The organism is Pseudomonas sp. PDM02, assembly GCF_014852285.1.
Lineage (GTDB): Bacteria > Pseudomonadota > Gammaproteobacteria > Pseudomonadales > Pseudomonadaceae > Aquipseudomonas > Aquipseudomonas migulae.
On the sequence record NZ_JACVBL010000010.1, the window covers coordinates 109,501 to 125,797 of the forward strand.

General features: G+C 59.2%; 16 protein-coding genes. 8 read left to right on the forward strand and 8 right to left on the reverse strand.

From position 1 onward, the window contains the following. Window positions 1-6 precede the first annotated feature (6 nt). The 3 genes from IB245_RS18760 to IB245_RS18770 are packed head-to-tail and all read left to right on the forward strand — an operon-like array spanning window position 7 to window position 2,920. A complete protein-coding gene (locus IB245_RS18760) occupies window positions 7-888 on the forward strand; it encodes an ABC transporter permease subunit (RefSeq protein ID WP_192228413.1) in 882 nt (293 codons plus the stop codon). Continuing rightward, on the forward strand, window positions 885-1,769 hold the full coding sequence (locus IB245_RS18765; RefSeq protein WP_192228303.1) for an ABC transporter permease subunit: 885 nt from the start codon (window positions 885-887) through the stop codon (window positions 1,767-1,769). The genes IB245_RS18760 and IB245_RS18765 overlap by 4 nt, the downstream gene beginning before the upstream one ends. A gap of 53 nt (window positions 1,770-1,822) precedes the next feature. Further along, window positions 1,823-2,920, forward strand: a complete 1,098-nt coding sequence (locus tag IB245_RS18770; protein WP_192228304.1) for a polyamine ABC transporter substrate-binding protein — start codon at window positions 1,823-1,825, stop codon at window positions 2,918-2,920. 385 nt (window positions 2,921-3,305) lie between these two features. On the opposite strand, the gene IB245_RS18775 is transcribed toward IB245_RS18770, so the two are convergent. Both IB245_RS18775 and thpR read right to left on the reverse strand, forming a co-directional pair. Further along, the gene (locus IB245_RS18775) at window positions 3,306-5,192 is read right to left on the reverse strand and encodes a hypothetical protein (RefSeq protein WP_192228305.1); all 1,887 of its coding nucleotides are present in this window, start codon (window positions 5,190-5,192) and stop codon (window positions 3,306-3,308) included. Between the two features lie 289 nt (window positions 5,193-5,481). Continuing rightward, complete coding sequence (gene thpR, locus IB245_RS18780) at window positions 5,482-6,021, reverse strand: RNA 2',3'-cyclic phosphodiesterase (protein ID WP_192228306.1); 540 nt, start codon at window positions 6,019-6,021, stop codon at window positions 5,482-5,484. 60 nt (window positions 6,022-6,081) lie between these two features. Between thpR and IB245_RS18785 the strand changes: the two genes are divergently transcribed. Continuing rightward, on the forward strand, window positions 6,082-6,276 hold the full coding sequence (locus IB245_RS18785) for a hypothetical protein (protein ID WP_008027221.1): 195 nt from the start codon (window positions 6,082-6,084) through the stop codon (window positions 6,274-6,276). 13 nt (window positions 6,277-6,289) lie between these two features. On the opposite strand, the gene IB245_RS18790 is transcribed toward IB245_RS18785, so the two are convergent. Further along, a complete protein-coding gene (locus tag IB245_RS18790; RefSeq protein WP_008027222.1) occupies window positions 6,290-6,643 on the reverse strand; it encodes a DUF1428 domain-containing protein in 354 nt (117 codons plus the stop codon). A 2-nt stretch (window positions 6,644-6,645) separates the two neighbouring features. Continuing rightward, complete coding sequence (locus IB245_RS18795; protein ID WP_192228307.1) at window positions 6,646-7,731, reverse strand: hypothetical protein; 1,086 nt, start codon at window positions 7,729-7,731, stop codon at window positions 6,646-6,648. Window positions 7,732-8,145: 414 nt separating this feature from the next. Between IB245_RS18795 and IB245_RS18800 the strand changes: the two genes are divergently transcribed. Next, complete coding sequence (locus IB245_RS18800) at window positions 8,146-8,406, forward strand: hypothetical protein (RefSeq protein WP_008027230.1); 261 nt, start codon at window positions 8,146-8,148, stop codon at window positions 8,404-8,406. Window positions 8,407-8,469: 63 nt separating this feature from the next. On the opposite strand, the gene IB245_RS18805 is transcribed toward IB245_RS18800, so the two are convergent. After that, window positions 8,470-9,357 carry a LysR family transcriptional regulator gene (locus IB245_RS18805; RefSeq protein WP_192228308.1) on the reverse strand — a complete coding sequence of 296 codons (888 nt, stop codon included), beginning with the start codon at window positions 9,355-9,357 and terminating at the stop codon, window positions 8,470-8,472. A 135-nt stretch (window positions 9,358-9,492) separates the two neighbouring features. Here IB245_RS18805 and IB245_RS18810 point away from each other — a divergent pair, with 135 nt between their 5' ends. Continuing rightward, complete coding sequence (locus IB245_RS18810; protein ID WP_192228309.1) at window positions 9,493-10,911, forward strand: MFS transporter; 1,419 nt, start codon at window positions 9,493-9,495, stop codon at window positions 10,909-10,911. Window positions 10,912-11,272: 361 nt separating this feature from the next. Here the strand turns inward: IB245_RS18810 and IB245_RS18815 are convergent, their stop codons facing one another. Both IB245_RS18815 and IB245_RS18820 read right to left on the reverse strand, forming a co-directional pair. Beyond that, the gene (locus tag IB245_RS18815) at window positions 11,273-11,722 is read right to left on the reverse strand and encodes a cupin domain-containing protein (RefSeq protein ID WP_192228310.1); all 450 of its coding nucleotides are present in this window, start codon (window positions 11,720-11,722) and stop codon (window positions 11,273-11,275) included. A 138-nt stretch (window positions 11,723-11,860) separates the two neighbouring features. Continuing rightward, on the reverse strand, window positions 11,861-12,247 hold the full coding sequence (locus tag IB245_RS18820; protein WP_192228311.1) for a DUF1801 domain-containing protein: 387 nt from the start codon (window positions 12,245-12,247) through the stop codon (window positions 11,861-11,863). Between the two features lie 208 nt (window positions 12,248-12,455). On the opposite strand from IB245_RS18820, the gene IB245_RS18825 reads away from it, so the two are divergent. Both IB245_RS18825 and IB245_RS18830 read left to right on the forward strand, forming a co-directional pair. Further along, the gene (locus IB245_RS18825) at window positions 12,456-13,832 is read left to right on the forward strand and encodes a pyridoxal-phosphate dependent enzyme (protein ID WP_008039030.1); all 1,377 of its coding nucleotides are present in this window, start codon (window positions 12,456-12,458) and stop codon (window positions 13,830-13,832) included. Then, window positions 13,829-15,007: a cystathionine gamma-synthase gene (locus IB245_RS18830; RefSeq protein WP_008027244.1), complete on the forward strand. Its 1,179-nt coding sequence runs from the start codon at window positions 13,829-13,831 to the stop codon at window positions 15,005-15,007. The genes IB245_RS18825 and IB245_RS18830 overlap by 4 nt, the downstream gene beginning before the upstream one ends. Window positions 15,008-15,165: 158 nt before the next feature. Here IB245_RS18830 and IB245_RS18835 read toward each other — a convergent pair whose 3' ends face one another. After that, entirely contained in the window at window positions 15,166-16,266 is a 1,101-nt protein-coding gene (locus IB245_RS18835) for a polyamine ABC transporter substrate-binding protein (protein ID WP_008027246.1), read from the reverse strand. Between the last annotated feature and the right edge of the window lie 31 nt (window positions 16,267-16,297).

Here is a 16,297-nt window from a genome sequence, read left to right on the forward strand (position 1 = left end):
CGGCTGATGCCGAGTGGTCGAAAGCTCGTCATCGGGATTCCATTCCTGTGGCTGTGCCTGTTTTTCCTGTTGCCGTTCTTCCTCGTGATGAAGATCAGCTTCTCGGAAGCGGCGCTGGCCATTCCTCCTTACTCCGAGATCTACACCTTCGCCGAACAGAAACTCCAGCTGTTCCTCAACGTCGGCAACTACCTGCTGCTGACCGAGGATGAGTTGTACATCTCGGCTTACTTCGGTTCGTTGAAGGTCGCGTTTTTCAGCACGCTGATGTGCCTGGTGATCGGTTTCCCGATGGCCTACGCGATCACCAAGGCAAGCAAGGAAGCGCAAAACGTCTTGCTGCTGTTGATCATGATGCCGACCTGGACTGCGATCCTGATCCGCGTGTATGCGTGGATGGGCATCCTCAGCAACAACGGTTTGCTCAACGCGTTTTTGATGTGGACCGGGCTCACCGATCACCCGATCGAGATCCTCAACACCAACACGGCCGTGTATATCGGCGTGGTCTACGCCTACCTGCCGTTCATGGTCTTGCCGCTGTACGCCAACCTGGTCAAGCACGATCAAAGCTTGCTGGAAGCGGGTTCGGACCTGGGGTCGAGCAACTTCAACAACTTCTGGAAAATCACCGTGCCGCTGGCCAAGAACGGGATCATCGCCGGCTGCATGCTGGTGTTCATTCCGGTGGTCGGTGAGTTCGTGATTCCGGAACTGCTGGGCGGCCCGGAGACCCTGATGATCGGTCGCGTGCTGTGGCAAGAGTTCTTCAATAACCGCGACTGGCCGGTGGCGTCTGCCCTGGCGGTGGTGATGCTGTTGATCCTGATTGTGCCGATTCTGCTGTTCAACCGCAGCCAGGCCAAAGAGATGGAGGCACGGGGATGAAACGCTTCGGATTTTCAAAGTTCATGCTGATTTTCGGCTTGTCGTTTATCTACCTGCCGATGTTGATTCTGGTGATCTACTCGTTCAACGCCTCGAAACTGGTGACGGTGTGGGGCGGCTGGTCGGTGAAGTGGTACGTCGGCTTGCTCGACAACTCGCAACTGATGGGCTCGGTGGTGCGCTCGCTGGAAATCGCCTGCTACACCGCGATTGCGGCGGTGGCGCTGGGGACTTTGGCGGCGTTCGTGCTGACTCGTGTCACGCGCTTCAAGGGTCGTACGCTGTTTGGTGGCCTGGTCACCGCGCCGTTGGTGATGCCTGAAGTGATCACCGGTCTGTCGCTGTTGCTGCTGTTCGTGGCCATGGCGCAGCTGATCGGCTGGCCGATGGAGCGTGGCATCGTGACCATCTGGATCGCCCACACCACGTTTTGTGCGGCCTATGTGGCGGTGGTCGTCTCTGCCCGCCTTCGTGAGCTGGACCTGTCCATCGAAGAAGCGGCCATGGACCTCGGGGCGAAGCCGTTCAAGGTGTTTTTCCTGATCACCATCCCGATGATCGCGCCGTCACTGGCGGCCGGCGGCATGATGTCGTTTGCCCTGTCGCTGGATGACCTGGTGTTGGCGAGTTTCGTGTCCGGCCCAGGCTCGACGACCTTGCCAATGGAAGTGTTCTCGGCGGTGCGTCTGGGCGTGAAGCCTGAGATCAACGCCGTGGCCAGCCTGATACTGCTCGCCGTTTCGATTGTGACCTTCATGGTCTGGTACTTCAGCCGCCGCGCTGAAGCCAGCCGCAAACGGGCGATCCAGGAAGCAATGGACCAGACCGCCAGCGAATCCTGGCAGCAACCGAAAAAGCAAATGGTAGAAGCGACGGCCTAGTGCCGTCGCGTTTCACAGCTTTGCGCATTGAATAAAAAAATGGAGTTGTACCGATGAAAATGTTTGGCAGGACTCTGCTGACACTGTCCTTATTGGGCGCGATGGCTACCGGCGCCCAGGCCAATGACAAGGTACTGCGCGTCTACAACTGGTCGGATTACATCGCCCCGGACACCGTCAAGAAGTTCGAAGACGAGACCGGTATCCGCGTGACCTACGATGTGTTCGACAGCAACGAAACCCTTGAGGCACGCCTGCTCGCAGGCAAATCCGGCTACGACATTGTCGTGCCGTCCAACAGCTTCCTGGCCAAGCAGATCAAGGCTGGCGTCTATCAGGAACTGGACAAGTCGAAGCTGCCGAACTGGAAAAACCTCAACCCGGTGTTGCTGAAAAACGCTTCGGCCAGCGACCCGGGAAACGGTCACGCCTTCCCGTATATGTGGGGCTCGATCGGCATCGGGTTCAACCCGGCCAAGGTCAAGGAAGTGCTCGGTGCCAATGCGCCGACCAACTCCTGGGACTTGCTGTTCAAACCGGAAAACGCCGAGAAGCTGAAAGCCTGCGGCATCAGCTTCCTCGACTCGCCGACTGAAATGCTGCCCGCCGCCCTGCACTACCTGGGCTACCCGGTGAACTCGCAGGACAAGGCGCAGATCGCCGAAGCTGAAGCGCTGTTCATGAAGATCCGGCCGTCGGTGGCGTATTTCCATTCGTCGAAGTACATCTCCGACCTGGCCAACGGCAACATCTGCGTCGCTGTCGGTTATTCCGGCGACGTGCTGCAAGCCAAGGCCCGCGCACAGGAAGCGGGCGACAAGGTGAAAATCGAATACAGCATTCCGAAAGAAGGCGCCGGCAGTTTCTACGACATGGTCGCAATCCCACGGGATGCGGCGAACGTCGACAACGCCTACCTGTTCATGAACTTCCTGATGCGCCCGGACATCATCGCCGAGATCACCAACAACATCGGCTACAGCAACGCCAACGCGGCGGCGACGCCGTTGGTGGATGAAGCGATTCGCGATGATCCGGGCTCGTATCCGCCCTTGGCCGTGATGGCGACGTTGTATGCGATTCCGGACATGCCGATCGGGGTTCAGCGGGTGATGACGCGCGGCTGGACGCGGGTGAAGCTCGGGAAATAATCGCCCCCCCCCCTGTAGGAGCGAGGCTTGCCCGCGAAGGGTCCGTCACATTCAACATTGATAGCGACTGACACACCGTCTTCGCGGGCAAGCCTCGCTCCTACAGGGGCATTGGGTTTTTACTGTTTACCGTTCACGCAGCGCCTTACCACCGCTGCACTCCTCTCTGACGAACGGCCTCACCTGGCTTCCTCGGTTAAGGTGAATTTGGCGCCCTCCTCGGGCGCCTTTTTTTGCAACGACTGAAACCCTGTGCCTTGTGCCTTGTGCCTTGTGCCTTGTGCCTTGTGCCTTGTGCCTTGTGCCTTGTGCCTTGTGCCTTAAAGCTATGAACTTACTTGTTCGATGTTTCAACCACACACGTTACTGCTCGTCACCTAAAAATTTAATTTCCGTTCTTGGTTACTTGCCCAATCATCACGTCCAGCCATGCATTACCACTGAAGTCAACAATTACTCCCTCTGTTGATCGGCCGGCACGCCCCAACAAAGTAGTAATTTTTTCTAGATACTCCGTTTGTAGCGGACTGGTTACAAAAGCCATATTAACTTCCGGCAAGTCAAGACCCGTCAGCATTCCGCTGGTGATCACAAGGACGCTTCCTCCGTCACTTGCATTATTGAATTGTTGAACCGCATGACGACCTCCATCTTTTTCTGCACTCGAAAGAAGTCCTACTGCTAGCGGAGTCACACCACTCTCTCCCTTCCCACCTAACGCGACCACCAATTTTTCGTACAAAATGGATGCAACAGATATTCTATTCGTGACGATAATAGCCTTATACCTACTATCAAACGAAAAACTCTTCAGGTCTTTACAAACCTCACCAATTACCCACTCCTCCCTGACACCATCAGAAACCGCGCTTTCATCAGCACCCGCTCGAGCAACTACAGTTACAGGCCTCTTATCCAGTATCAACGGAAGAAGAACACCATGCTCTACAGCTTGCTGCAGACCAAAACTAACAACAAGAGACCCAAAATTCTTATCCGGAAACTCTTTGAGACCAACAGGAGAACTGGAAAAATTAATTAATGAAGCAAGCGGAGTTGATCTCTTGAAGTCAAACTGAACGCCTTGCAAGTCGACACCAATCAAAAGACACTTCTGCTCAAACACTATCGGGACATTTCGAAGTTGCGCCATCGTAGTAAAGATTACTCCAGGATTCGGTGCAGAGAGCGAATCCATCAAATTCTCTTTACCCATGGGCATTACAGTATGCATCCCCGAGAAGCTAGGGCAGTGTTCGATTAATCTATGTTGAAGTTGGCGCAACAGCGCTCTGTGAGTGCCAACCACAATGAATGGCACGTACTCCAGCCCTGCAATTTGACGTGCGCGAATTATGTACGAGACAATGGACATACTAATCCCTGTCCCAAGTGTTTGATGAACCACCCCCACTTTTCCATCTTCATGCAACGACAGTGATTTAACCGTCGCTTCAACGGCTGCCTCTACCAATTTTAACTGATAAAATTTGAGCTTCGAATCTATCTGGGCCGAATACTTCATCAGCTCTGACGATAGAGTTTTAAGCTCAACTCCCGACAAGTCCGGCTGTTCACCACCAAGCATGACCCCCCTAACTTCTTCCGCCTTTACAGCTGCAGCAACTAATCCGTCAGGCAATTTTATTGGATAATTTTCGGCAAACTTCCGTATAGCAGAAACTAGAGAGTTCGAGTGTTCAACACCATCCGCACCCATTTCCGAATTCAACAGATTTTTCACATCAATGAATGCTTTCAAGAACAGGGTAGCAGATGAAAGACCAGTTTCATCAGTTGGAAAAGGTGATTTACTCTCAACAACCCGACTGACAAAATGATCTTCAGGCTTGCTTTCGAACAATACGGAAAAGACCCAATGCGCTGCGGACTTTATGCCATCGACAATTTCCAAAGCCGGTGCAAACCCATTCCCATTATGATAAAGCTCATTCCGAATCGAATGATAATAGACCAAAACATCACGCTCTATGAGCATCTCTTGTTTAAGCTGAGAAACAACATAATATTCCAAAAACTCAAGCTTTGAGTGAAAGTTGTGCATCCACCTCCCCACTTGCGCTTTTTCATATTGCAAACCACTTCGTTGAATGGGATTAAGTGACAAAAAGGTGATGATTGAAAGTTCAATAGCATTGTCAAAACTAACCAAGACCATGCGACGGTCGAAATCACTGTCCCCTCTCAAGTGCTCCTCGGCATGTTGGATCAGCTCCAAAGGTCCACGTGCCCAAGGTTTCAGTTTTTTCATAACAGTCCTTAAAACTAATTTCTCCGATAACTAACACTACCAGATCTCTCAGCGTGCGACGCGATAGCTATCGCCAGCAAGCCGGCTCCTACAGTGATCTGCGGCGCGACGCGTACCTTGTAGGAGCCGGCTTGCTGGCGATGAGGCCAAAACATCCAACATAGATACTGGCCGCTTACCCTTTTCCGTTCACGCAGCGCCTTACCACCGCTGCACTCCTCTCTGGCGAACGGCCTCACCTGGCTTCCTCGGTTAAGGTGAGTTCGGCGCCCTCCTCGGGCGCCTTTTTTTATGCCGGCACCAGCGGCCATTCGGCCAGTGCCCGATAGCGGCCCTTGTGGGATTCAAACAACACAAATCGATCCGCCCGCAGAAAAAACTCCGGCGGCGTCGTCGACTCAGGCACCGGCGCCCGATAGTCGCGCATCAACGTCAGATGCGGTCTGAATTCCTTGTGTGCCTCTTCAAACCCGAACGGCAACATCGCCTGCTCCAGCGCATACACCAGCCGCAGCAATTCCGGCGGCGCCTGTTCCGGCGCGAGCACCAACACCCCGGCCTTGCGCCACACATCCAGGCGATCCAGCGCCAACCGCAACGCCGCACCCGGCACGCGGACCTTTGCTGCCGCCGTGCAGATTTCGGCAATCTGCGCCACCTCCACAGCGCCCAAAAACAGCAACGTCAGATGGAAGTTTTCCACCGGCACCGGACGCCCGATGCGCAATTGCAGCGCGCCGCGCCATTGGGCAATCGCCTTGCGCTGTTCGGGTGGGCAATCCAATGCAAAAAACAGCCGTTTGACCGGCTCCGGGGTTTCGTCGCTCACGCCTGGCACCTCCTGACATGCACGTTATAGTTGAACCAACCGAATAAACGGGACGGGGCCATGCGAGAGATCATCAGCAAAGAGCCATGGTGGGCCGTGCCACCGAAACCGGGTCAGGATGAGTCAGAGCTGGAATGGGGCTGGCTGGTTCACTATAGCGAAGGTGAACCGCGTTTCGAGTTTGTCAAAGAACGACCGACGGACAGCGAGATCCGCAATCGCAAGAGTTGCAGGATCACCCCGACGCCGGAGTGATCCTGCCACACGCTCAGACCTGCAAGAGGATGTTGAAGCCGCCGAAAATCATCCGCTGGCCATCGAACGGCATCGGATTGACGTCTTGTTGCATGCGCGGGTCGGCCATCAATTTCTGCATGCCGGCATCGCGGGTGGGCTTGTCCGGCCAGACGATCCAGGAAAACACCACGGTTTCGTCGTCCTTGAGTTTCACGGCCAGCGGAAACGAAGTCACTTTGCCATCGGGCACGTCATCGCCCCAGCATTCAACGATGCTCAGGGCGCCGTTTTCCTTGAAAATCACAGCGGCGGATTCCGCGTGTTTCTTGAATTTTTCGCGGTTGGCACTGGGCACCGCAAAGACACAGCCATCGACGTAAGACATGGTCATTCTCCTGCCGGGGGTTGAGGGTCGATCTGCGGTTTAGTCGGTTCGGACGGGCTCCAATCGACAGCGCCGCTGCCCGAACTGACCGACGGTACGTCGGCACTCCCCGCCAGGTTGCCCTCGATCTGCCCTGCCATGTACAACGTCCCCGCCATCACACCGGAGGTCGGGTTCTGCACCATTTTTATCCAGGCCTTATCGAACGTGTTGCCCAGGCTGCTGCGAATCAGCGCCTCGCTGTCCGGTCGGTCGCTGGCCTGAATCAGTGCGCGAATCCCCGCCACGCCCAAGGTAATCAAGCCTCCAGCGATTTTTCCCGCCGCTGCGGACACCGCGCTGGCGGCACCGCGCGGGGCCATTTCGGCTTCCATCCGCTGGCTGGCGCGCTTGGCCACCGGCGCCATGGCTTGGTCGGTGGAATCAACACCCTTGCTACCGCCGGCCTTGTGGATCTTGTCGATCAGCGCCGCGTACGCCGGCAGTGTGTTGAGCGGCTGGGTGTGCACGACCTGGTACAGCGAAGCGTCCCGCGCGGGCGGCGGTCCGAGGGCGATGGCCGGGATTTTCTGGATACGGCCATTGAGCTGGGCCATGGGCACGCCGTGGCGCTGGGAGATTTTTTGCAGTTCTTCCTGAAGAATATCCACGTAGAACGCCGTGGCCAGACCGAGGATCTGGTCGGGATCAATCTCTACCGCGACCGGGGCCAGCACGCGTTTCTGGTATTGCTCCAGCAGATAGGCCGCCAGGCGTTTCGACGAGGCATCCTGCTCACCCTGGGCGCTGAGGCTGTACCAGCTGACTTTCATCGACAGCCATTCCTGGGTCCAGTAACTGCTGAACCAGGGAATGAATTTTTCTTCGGTCAGTTGATAGACCCGGGTTCGCCAGTAATCCATGGCGCCGCGCGAATAGATTTTTGCCTGCTCGGTGGCGGACTGGGATGCCGCGACGATGTCCCGATCCACCTGCTGCCAGGTGCTCTGGGAAATGACCACGGGCGGCGCAGGCGCCGGGGCACGCGCAGGCGTGACGCATCCCGCCAACACCAGCAGCACGGCGACGATCAGCGAACGCAGGTTCAAGATCGTGGTGTCCTAAAGTCTTCCCCCGAACAGGATATTCAGGGGTTAAAGCGCCCTGATTTGAGTATAGGCGGCGGACTCTCAGGTTGATGGTGTTGCTGATGGCCTCTTCGCGGGCAAGCCTCGCTCCTACAGAGGACTGGTGTCCCGCGGATATCCCTGTAGGAGCGAGGCTTGCCCGCGAAGGGTCCCTCAAGAACACCACAAAAACCCGACCATCACTGACATCGATATTCACCATCGCCGCGAATGCCTTCCGCTCATGAACCGTCAGCGTAGGATCAACTTCAACCCGACACACAACCCCGAACCGGAGGGGCAAATCATGTTGATCCATCTGCTGACCTGCCTGGCCCTGACAGCCTTCACGCTGACCGTTTTTTCGTGGTACGTCCTGACCGAGGAGCGCACATCATGATCCACACCGTCACCCTCGCCGTGAGCTTTCCGGTGTTCGGCAACAACTACTACTCGCAGCAGGCCGTCTCGCGCAAAGTGCTGTCGCTGGTGTTCGACAAGAACTTCGAAGCGCTGCTGATGCCCGCCGCCGGCAACCACTTCAGCAACGAAGTGGTCGGCCTCAACGATCAATTCCGCTTTTTGAATGATGTGCTGGCCGAACATCTGCTGGATGCCGAGCTGGCCCAACACACCTCGCGGTCGTTCAGTTTTTGAGATTGCCCGTCAACGCCATTCAGTGACATAGGCCCGCGCGCCCCCTACAGGCGTCTTGGGCTATTACGCACAGACCTCACGAACACACCCACGTAACCAGCGATGCACCGGATCGGCGTCCAGACGCGGATGCCAGAGCATCGCGACGGTGAATTCCGGCAAGGCAACCGGCAGCGCAAAACTGTGCATGCCCGCCCGCAGGTTTTCGGTGTGGCGTTCAGGAACGACAGCGATCAAATCGGTGGCTCGGGCAAGCGCCAACGCGGTCGAGAAACCGGCGACGATGGTCGCGACCCGCCGTTCCAGTTGCAGCGCCGCCAGCGCTTCATCGACAGGCCCCTTGTCGAGCCCGCGCCGCGAGACGCTGATGTGACCGCCCGCCGCATAACGTTCCGGAGTGATCTCGCCCTGGCTCAACGGGTGCCCCACGCGCACCACGCCGATGAAGCGATCACGAAACAAACCCTGGGTCCTTAACTCGGGCCCGGCAGCCTTCCCCACCACACCGGTTTCCAGATCAACGGTCCCGTCCCGCAGCGACGTGCTGTCCTTGTCAGGTTTGTGCATGAAGCGCAGCAGCACGCCTGGCGCTTGCTCAGCGACGCGGGCGATGAGCGGCGCGCCAAAGGTCTCCACAAAGCCCTCGCTGGTACGCAACGTGAACGTGCGGGCCAATTGCTTCAGGTCAGGCTGTTGCGCCGGGCGCAGCACCGCTTCGGCGTCCTGCACCAACTGGCTGACCCGCTCGCGCAATTCCAGCGCCCGAGGCGTGGCAACCAGTCCGCGCCCGGCCCGGACCAGCAACGGGTCACCGGTGGTTTCGCGCAACCGCGCCAACGCCCGGCTCATCGCTGACGGGCTCAGGCGCAAGCGTTTGGCGGCGCGCGCCACGCTGCCTTCGGCGAGCAGTACATCAAGGGTGATCAGCAAATTGAAATCGGGAGTCGACATGCGTTGCCCCACGGCCGGGTGAGATGGCGTTTGACGCACGAGTAGAGTGCAACCCATGCGCCTTCCGCCATGTTAGGCGCCAGCGTAGATTTCTGATAGCTCCACTTCGGGAGTGGCCAGATCCAGAGGGACAGCATGAAGCCGACTATCGCCATCGTGGACAACACAACACAGACACCCGCCGTACGCTGGGCGCTGGTCAGCCTTTCGCTGTCGATGCTGCTGTCGTCACTCGGCACCAGCGTCGCCAACGTCGGTTTGCCGACGCTGGCCCAGGTGTTCGGTGCAACCTTTCAGGACGTGCAGTGGGTCGTCATCGCGTATCTGCTGGCGATCACCACGCTGATCGTCAGCGCCGGAAGGCTCGGTGACCTGATCGGCCGCCGCCGGCTGCTGCTCGGCGGCATTGGCGTGTTCACCCTCGCCTCGGCGCTGTGCGCGTGGGCACCGACATTGGGCATGTTGATTGGCGCCCGCGCCCTGCAAGGCCTCGGCGCGGCGATCATGATGGTGCTGACCATGGCCTTCGTCGGTGAGACCGTGGCGAAAGCCAAAACCGGCAGCGCCATGGGGTTGCTCGGGACGATGTCGGCGATTGGCACCGCGCTGGGGCCATCGCTGGGCGGCCTGTTGATCAGTGGATTCGGTTGGCAGGCGATGTTCCTGGTCACCGTGCCATTGGGCCTGATGACGCTGCTGCTTGCGCATCGATACCTGCCGGTGGATCGGCAGAAGGCAACCACCGGGAGCGTCCGTTTCGACGCGTGGGGCACGCTGGTATTGGCGCTGACGTTGGCGGCGTATGCGCTGGCCATGACGTTGGGCCGTGGCCATTTCGGGCTGCTTAATATCGGCTTGCTGTTGGCGGCGGGGTTCGGCGTGGGGCTCTTCGTTTTGGTTGAAATGAAAGTCGCCTCGCCGCTGATACGGCTGGCGATGTTTCGCAACCCGGTGCTGAGCGCGAGCCTGGCCATGAGCACACTGGTCGCGACGGTGATGATGGCAACGCTGGTGGTCGGGCCGTTTTATCTGGCCCATGGGCTGGGGCTGAAGGCGGTTGTGGTGGGAATAGTGCTCGCGGTCGGGCCCTGTGTCGCGGCCCTGACAGGTGTGCCCGCCGGCCGGATCGCCGACCGTTTCGGTGCCCAACGGATGACTGTCGCCGGGCTGCTCGCCATGGCCGTCGGTTGCCTGGTGTTATCGGCGTTGCCGCTGACCGTTGGCATCGGCGGGTACGTTGCGCCGATGGTGGTGATCACGCTCGGCTATGCCGTATTCCAGACGGCCAACAACACCACGGTCATGAGCGATGTGCAGCCCGATCAGCGCGGCGTTGTCTCGGGCATGCTCAATCTGTCGCGAAACCTGGGACTGATCACTGGCGCCTCGGCGTTGGGCGCTGTATTCGCCCTCGCCTCGCAGGCGGCCGACATCACCCTGACGCCACCCGAAGCCGTGGCCCACGGCATGCGGGTCACCTTCGCGGTAGCGTTGGGGCTGATCGTTGTTGCACTGGGCGTCGTGCTAGCCCGCCGAGCGCTGAAACCTTTGTAGGAGCCGGCTTGCTGGCGATGGCGGCGTATCAATCACCATTGATGTTGGCTGACACACCGCTATCGCCGGCAAGCCGGCTCCTACAAGTGCGGGAGTGTTCCGGGAATGTCCGGTTGACATAAATCCTGTAGGAGCCGGCTTGCTGGCGATGGCGGCGTATCAATCACTATTGATGTTGGCTGACACACCGCTATCGCCAGCAAGCCGGCTCCTACAAGTGCGTGTATGGATGGGGAATGTTCGGTTGACGTAAATCCTGTAGGAGCCAGCTTGCTGGCGATGGTGGGTCAGCTGAATCGATGTCGACTGACACTCCATCGCCAGCAAGCCGGCTCCTACAGGGGATTTGCGTGCCTTTGGCTTACTGTTTGATCACAACCAGCGGTTCGCCTTTCTTGACGATGTACGTCGCCAGTTCGGAGCTGGTTTTGGTCCCGATGTTCTTCGCGATATGCGCGACGCCAGCCGGGATATACAGCGAGTCACCGGCCTTCAACGTCACCGGTGGCTGCCCTTCCAGTTGATATTCGAACGTGCCGTCGATGACATAAGCCACCTCCACGCCGGGATGGGAGTGGTTGGGCGACGAGACGCCCGGATCGATATCAACCCGTACCTGGATCACTTCACGACCGTCGACATCGAGGTCCTTTTTCAGGAGATCGGTGCGATGAATCCCTGTCTGCCAGCTTTTTGCGGGGGCCTTCACTTCCTCGGCCTGAGACATCCCGGAGAACGCCGCGAGTGCGGCAGTGGTGACAACAGCGACGCCAAGCATTCTGGCGGTGTGACGAGCGTTGATACGGAACATGGCATTTCTCCGGGTGATACCGTTGTGGTGCCCCATTAGGCGGCCGTCGTGTATCGGGGACGTGTCGCGGATGCCATGGTTTTGTAAGCCAAGATAGCTGCGGCCCCGAGGGATACACGGGGATACAAACCGGCCGACTCATTTGGAGGTGTTGAGCACCACCGCCGCCCGGATCAGCGCCTTCAATGCATTTTCATCAAGCGTCTCGCCCTCATGCACATCAATCGCCCGGCGGGTATTGCCTTCCAGGCTGGCGTTGAAGAGATGGGCAGGATCGTCCAGCGCAGCGCCTTTGGCGAAGGTCATTTTCACCGCTGTTTTGTACGTCTCGCCCGTGCAGATGATCCCGGCATGCGACCACACCGGCACGCCCCTCCACTTCCACTCCTCGACCACGTCGGGGTCTGCCTGTCGGATGATCGCCCTGACGCGCGCGAGCGTCTCGCCCCGCCAGTCATTCAATTCCCTGATTCGTGCGTCGATCAGCGCAGAGGCCGATTCGCCCCCGCTGCTTTCCTTCGTCATGGTGCTCGCCCTCGACTGATGGTGGTCGCTTGAGTATTGCCGACTCGGGGATTCTCTCCAGCAATCAGGTGACCGGCTGGTCGCACAAAGTTGCGAGAGGCGCATTCGCGGCCTATGGTCCAAACGATGCATTGCTGGCGACCGGCGTGCGATGGCTCGCCGCCGGTTGCTGTCCTTCCCGTGCGAATTTTCGCAAAGAGGTGACAACATGCCGAACGACTCCCGCCCTGCCGTGCTTGAACTGATCGGCAATACGCCGCTGGTGCGCGTCAGCCGCTTTGACACGGGCCCGTGCACCCTGTTTCTGAAGCTCGAATCACAGAACCCCGGCGGCTCGATCAAGGACCGCATCGGCCTGGCGATGATCGACGAAGCCGAGCGCGACGGCCGGCTGAAATCTGGCGGCACCATCGTCGAGGCCACCGCCGGCAACACCGGCCTCGGCTTGGCCCTGGTCGGCCGCGCCAAGGGCTATCGGGTGGTGCTGGTGGTGCCGGACAAGATGTCCACAGAGAAAGTCTTGCACCTCAAGGCCATGGGCGCCGAGGTGCACATCACCCGCTCCGACGTGGGCAAGGGCCATCCCGATTATTACCAGGACGTCGCGGCACGGCTGGCGCTGGAAATTCCCGACGCATTCTTCGCCGATCAGTTCAACAACCCGGCCAACCCGCTCGCCCATGAGTGCAGCACCGCACCGGAGATCTGGGCGCAAACCCAGCATGACGTGGATGCGATTGTCGTCGGCGTCGGCTCGGCCGGCACGCTGACCGGGCTGACCCGTTTCTTCAAGCGCGTACAGCCCAATCTGGAAATGGTGCTGGCCGACCCCATCGGTTCGGTGATGGCCGAATACAGCCGCAGCGGCACCATGCAGACGCCCGGCTCGTGGGCGGTGGAAGGCATCGGCGAAGACTTCATCCCCTCGATTGCCGACCTGTCCAGCGTGCGCCACGCCTATTCGATCAGCGACGAGGAAAGCTTCGATCACGCCCGCCAACTGCTGCGCGCCGAAGGCATTCTCGGCGGTTCCTCGACCGGCACCCTGCTGGCGGCGGCGCTGCGTTACTGCCGCGAACAAACCACGCCCAAACGCGTGGTCAGCTTCGTCTGCGACACTGGCACCCGCTACCTGTCGAAGGTCTACAACGACCAGTGGATGAACGATCAGGGCTTGCTCAAGCGCAAACCTTATGGCGACCTGCGCGATGTGATCGCACGGCGTTTCGAGGATGGCCGGGTGATCAGCGTCGGCCCGGACGACACGCTGCTGACGGCGTTCCAGCGCATGCGCCTGGCGGATGTGTCGCAATTGCCGGTGCTGGCGGACGGCAAGCAACTGGTCGGCGTGATCGACGAATCCGACATTCTGCTGGGCATGCAGGAAGATCCTTCACACTTCCGCTTGACCGTGGCCAGCGCAATGACCGACAAAGTAGAAACCCTGCCGCCCAGCGCCAGCCTGGAAAAGCTGCAGGCAGAACTCGATCGCGGGCTGGTCGCGATCATCGCCGACGCCTCGGGCTTCCACGGCCTGATTACCCGCGTCGACCTGCTCAATCATTTGCGGAGATCCCTTGCATGAGTCAACACGATGAAAACGCCGCGGCACGCGCCTTCGCCACTCGGGTGATCCACGCCGGGCAAACGCCGGACCCGACCACCGGCGCATTGATGCCACCGATTTATGCCAACTCCACCTATTTGCAACAAAGCCCCGGCGTGCACAAGGGTTTCGATTACGGGCGCTCGCACAACCCGACGCGCTTCGCCCTGGAACGCTGCGTCGCCGATCTGGAAAGCGGCACCCAGGCCTTCGCGTTCGCCTCCGGGCTGGCAGCGATTTCGACGGTGCTGGAACTGCTCGACGCCGGTTCGCACATCGTGTCCGGCAATGACCTGTACGGCGGGACGTTCCGACTGTTCGACAAGGTGCGTAAACGCAGCGCCGGGCATCGCTTCAGCTTCGTCGACCTGACGGACCTCGGCGCGTTCGAAGCGTCGTTGCAGGACGACACCAAAATGGTCTGGGTCGAGACGCCGAGCAATCCGTTGCTGAGCCTGACCGACCTCGCCGCCGTCGCACGTATCTGCCGCGACCGCGACATCATCTGCGTCGCCGATAACACCTTTGCCAGCCCGTGGATCCAGCGCCCGCTGGAGCTGGGCTTCGACATCGTGCTGCACTCGACCACCAAATACCTGAACGGCCACTCCGACGTGATCGGCGGCATCGCCGTGGTCGGGCAGAACCCGGAACTGGCGCAACGCCTGGGTTTCCTGCAGAACTCGGTGGGCGCGATCGCCGGCCCGTTCGACGCGTTTCTGACCCTGCGCGGCGTGAAAACCCTGGCGCTGCGCATGGAGCGTCACTGCAGCAACGCGCTTGAGTTGGCGCAATGGCTGGAGCGCCAGCCGCAAGTGGCGCGCGTCTACTACCCGGGCCTGCCGTCGCACCCGCAGCATGAATTGGCAAAGCGGCAGATGCGCGGTTTCGGTGGGATGATTTCTGTCGATCTGAAGAGTGATCTGGCGGGTGCCACGCGCTTTCTTGAGAGCGTACGGATATTCGCCCTGGCCGAGAGTCTGGGCGGCGTGGAAAGCCTGATCGAGCACCCGGCGATCATGACCCACGCCACCATCCCCGCAGAAACCCGCGCACAGCTGGGCATCGGCGACGGGCTGGTGCGGTTGTCCGTGGGGGTTGAGGATGTCGAGGATCTGCGTGCCGATTTGGCGCAGGCGCTGACGCGGATCTGAACAAAGCTGGGTGATACACCGCCCCGTGTAGGAGCCGGCTTGCTGGCGATTGCGGTGTATCAATCACCATTGATGTTGGCTGACACACCGCCATCGCCAGCAAGCCGGCTCCTACAGGGGAATGCGTAAGGCCGGCCGATTGCGCTCCGTCTTGGGCCTTATTCGCCGGACTTGATGCTGGTCCAGACCCGTGTGCGCACCCGCTCAAGCTTTTGCGGCAGCGGTTGCACCACATACAGGGTTTTCAACGCTTCGCTGGTCGGCGTCAGGTTCGGGTTGCCGGTGATTTCTTTATTGATCAGCGCAAGCGAGTCCTTGTTGGCGTTGGGGTAGCCGAGGAAATCGCTGATCGGGGCGATGACTTTCGGGTCCAGCAAGGTGTTGAGAAACTCGTGGGCCTCCTCCACGTTCTTCGCGCTTTTTGGAATCGCAAAGGTATCAAACCAGATCGGCGCGCCCTCCTTCGGCAAGCGCCAGTCGACCACTACGCCGTTGCCCGCTTCCTTGGCGCGATTGCCGAACTGGTAGAAGCTGCCGGAATAGCCGATGGCGACGCAGATGTCGCCGTTGGCGATGTCGGTCATGTACTTGGCGGAGTTGAAGTAGGTGACGTAAGGGCGAATCTTCAGCATCAATGCCTTGGCTTTTTCGTAGTCGTCCGGGTTCTGGCTGTTCGGGTCCAGCCCCAGATAGTGCAGCGCCAGCGGCAGGATTTCCGAAGGTGAGTCGAGCATGGCGACGCCACAGGATTTCAGCTTCTGCATGTTCTGCGGGTTGAACACCAGATCCCAACTGTCCACCGGCGCATTCTCGCCCAGCGCGGCCTTGACCTTGGCCGGGTTGAAACCGATCAGCACGGTGCCGTACATGTAGGGCACGCCGTACTGGTTGCCCGGATCGTTCTTGTCCAGCAATGCGAGCAGTGCCGGGTCCTGGTGTTTCCAGTTCGGCAGCTTGGACTTGTCGAGTTTCTGGAATACACCGGCCTTGATCTGGGTTTCGATGAACTGGTTCGACGGCACCACCAGGTCGTACCCCGAGTTACCGGTCAGCAGCTTGGCTTCCAGCGATTCGTTGGTGTCGAAGGTGTCCCAGGTCACTTTGATTCCGCTTTTCTGGGCGAAGTCCTTGGGCACGGACGGCAGGATGTAGTCCGCCCAGTTGTACACCCGCAATTCCCGCTGTTCGGCGTGCACGGCACTGGCCAACAGCGTCAGCCCACAAACAGTGGCGCCCAGTATGCGTTTCATCATGACCATGAATGAATTCCCCAAATGTGTCGCTCGTTGG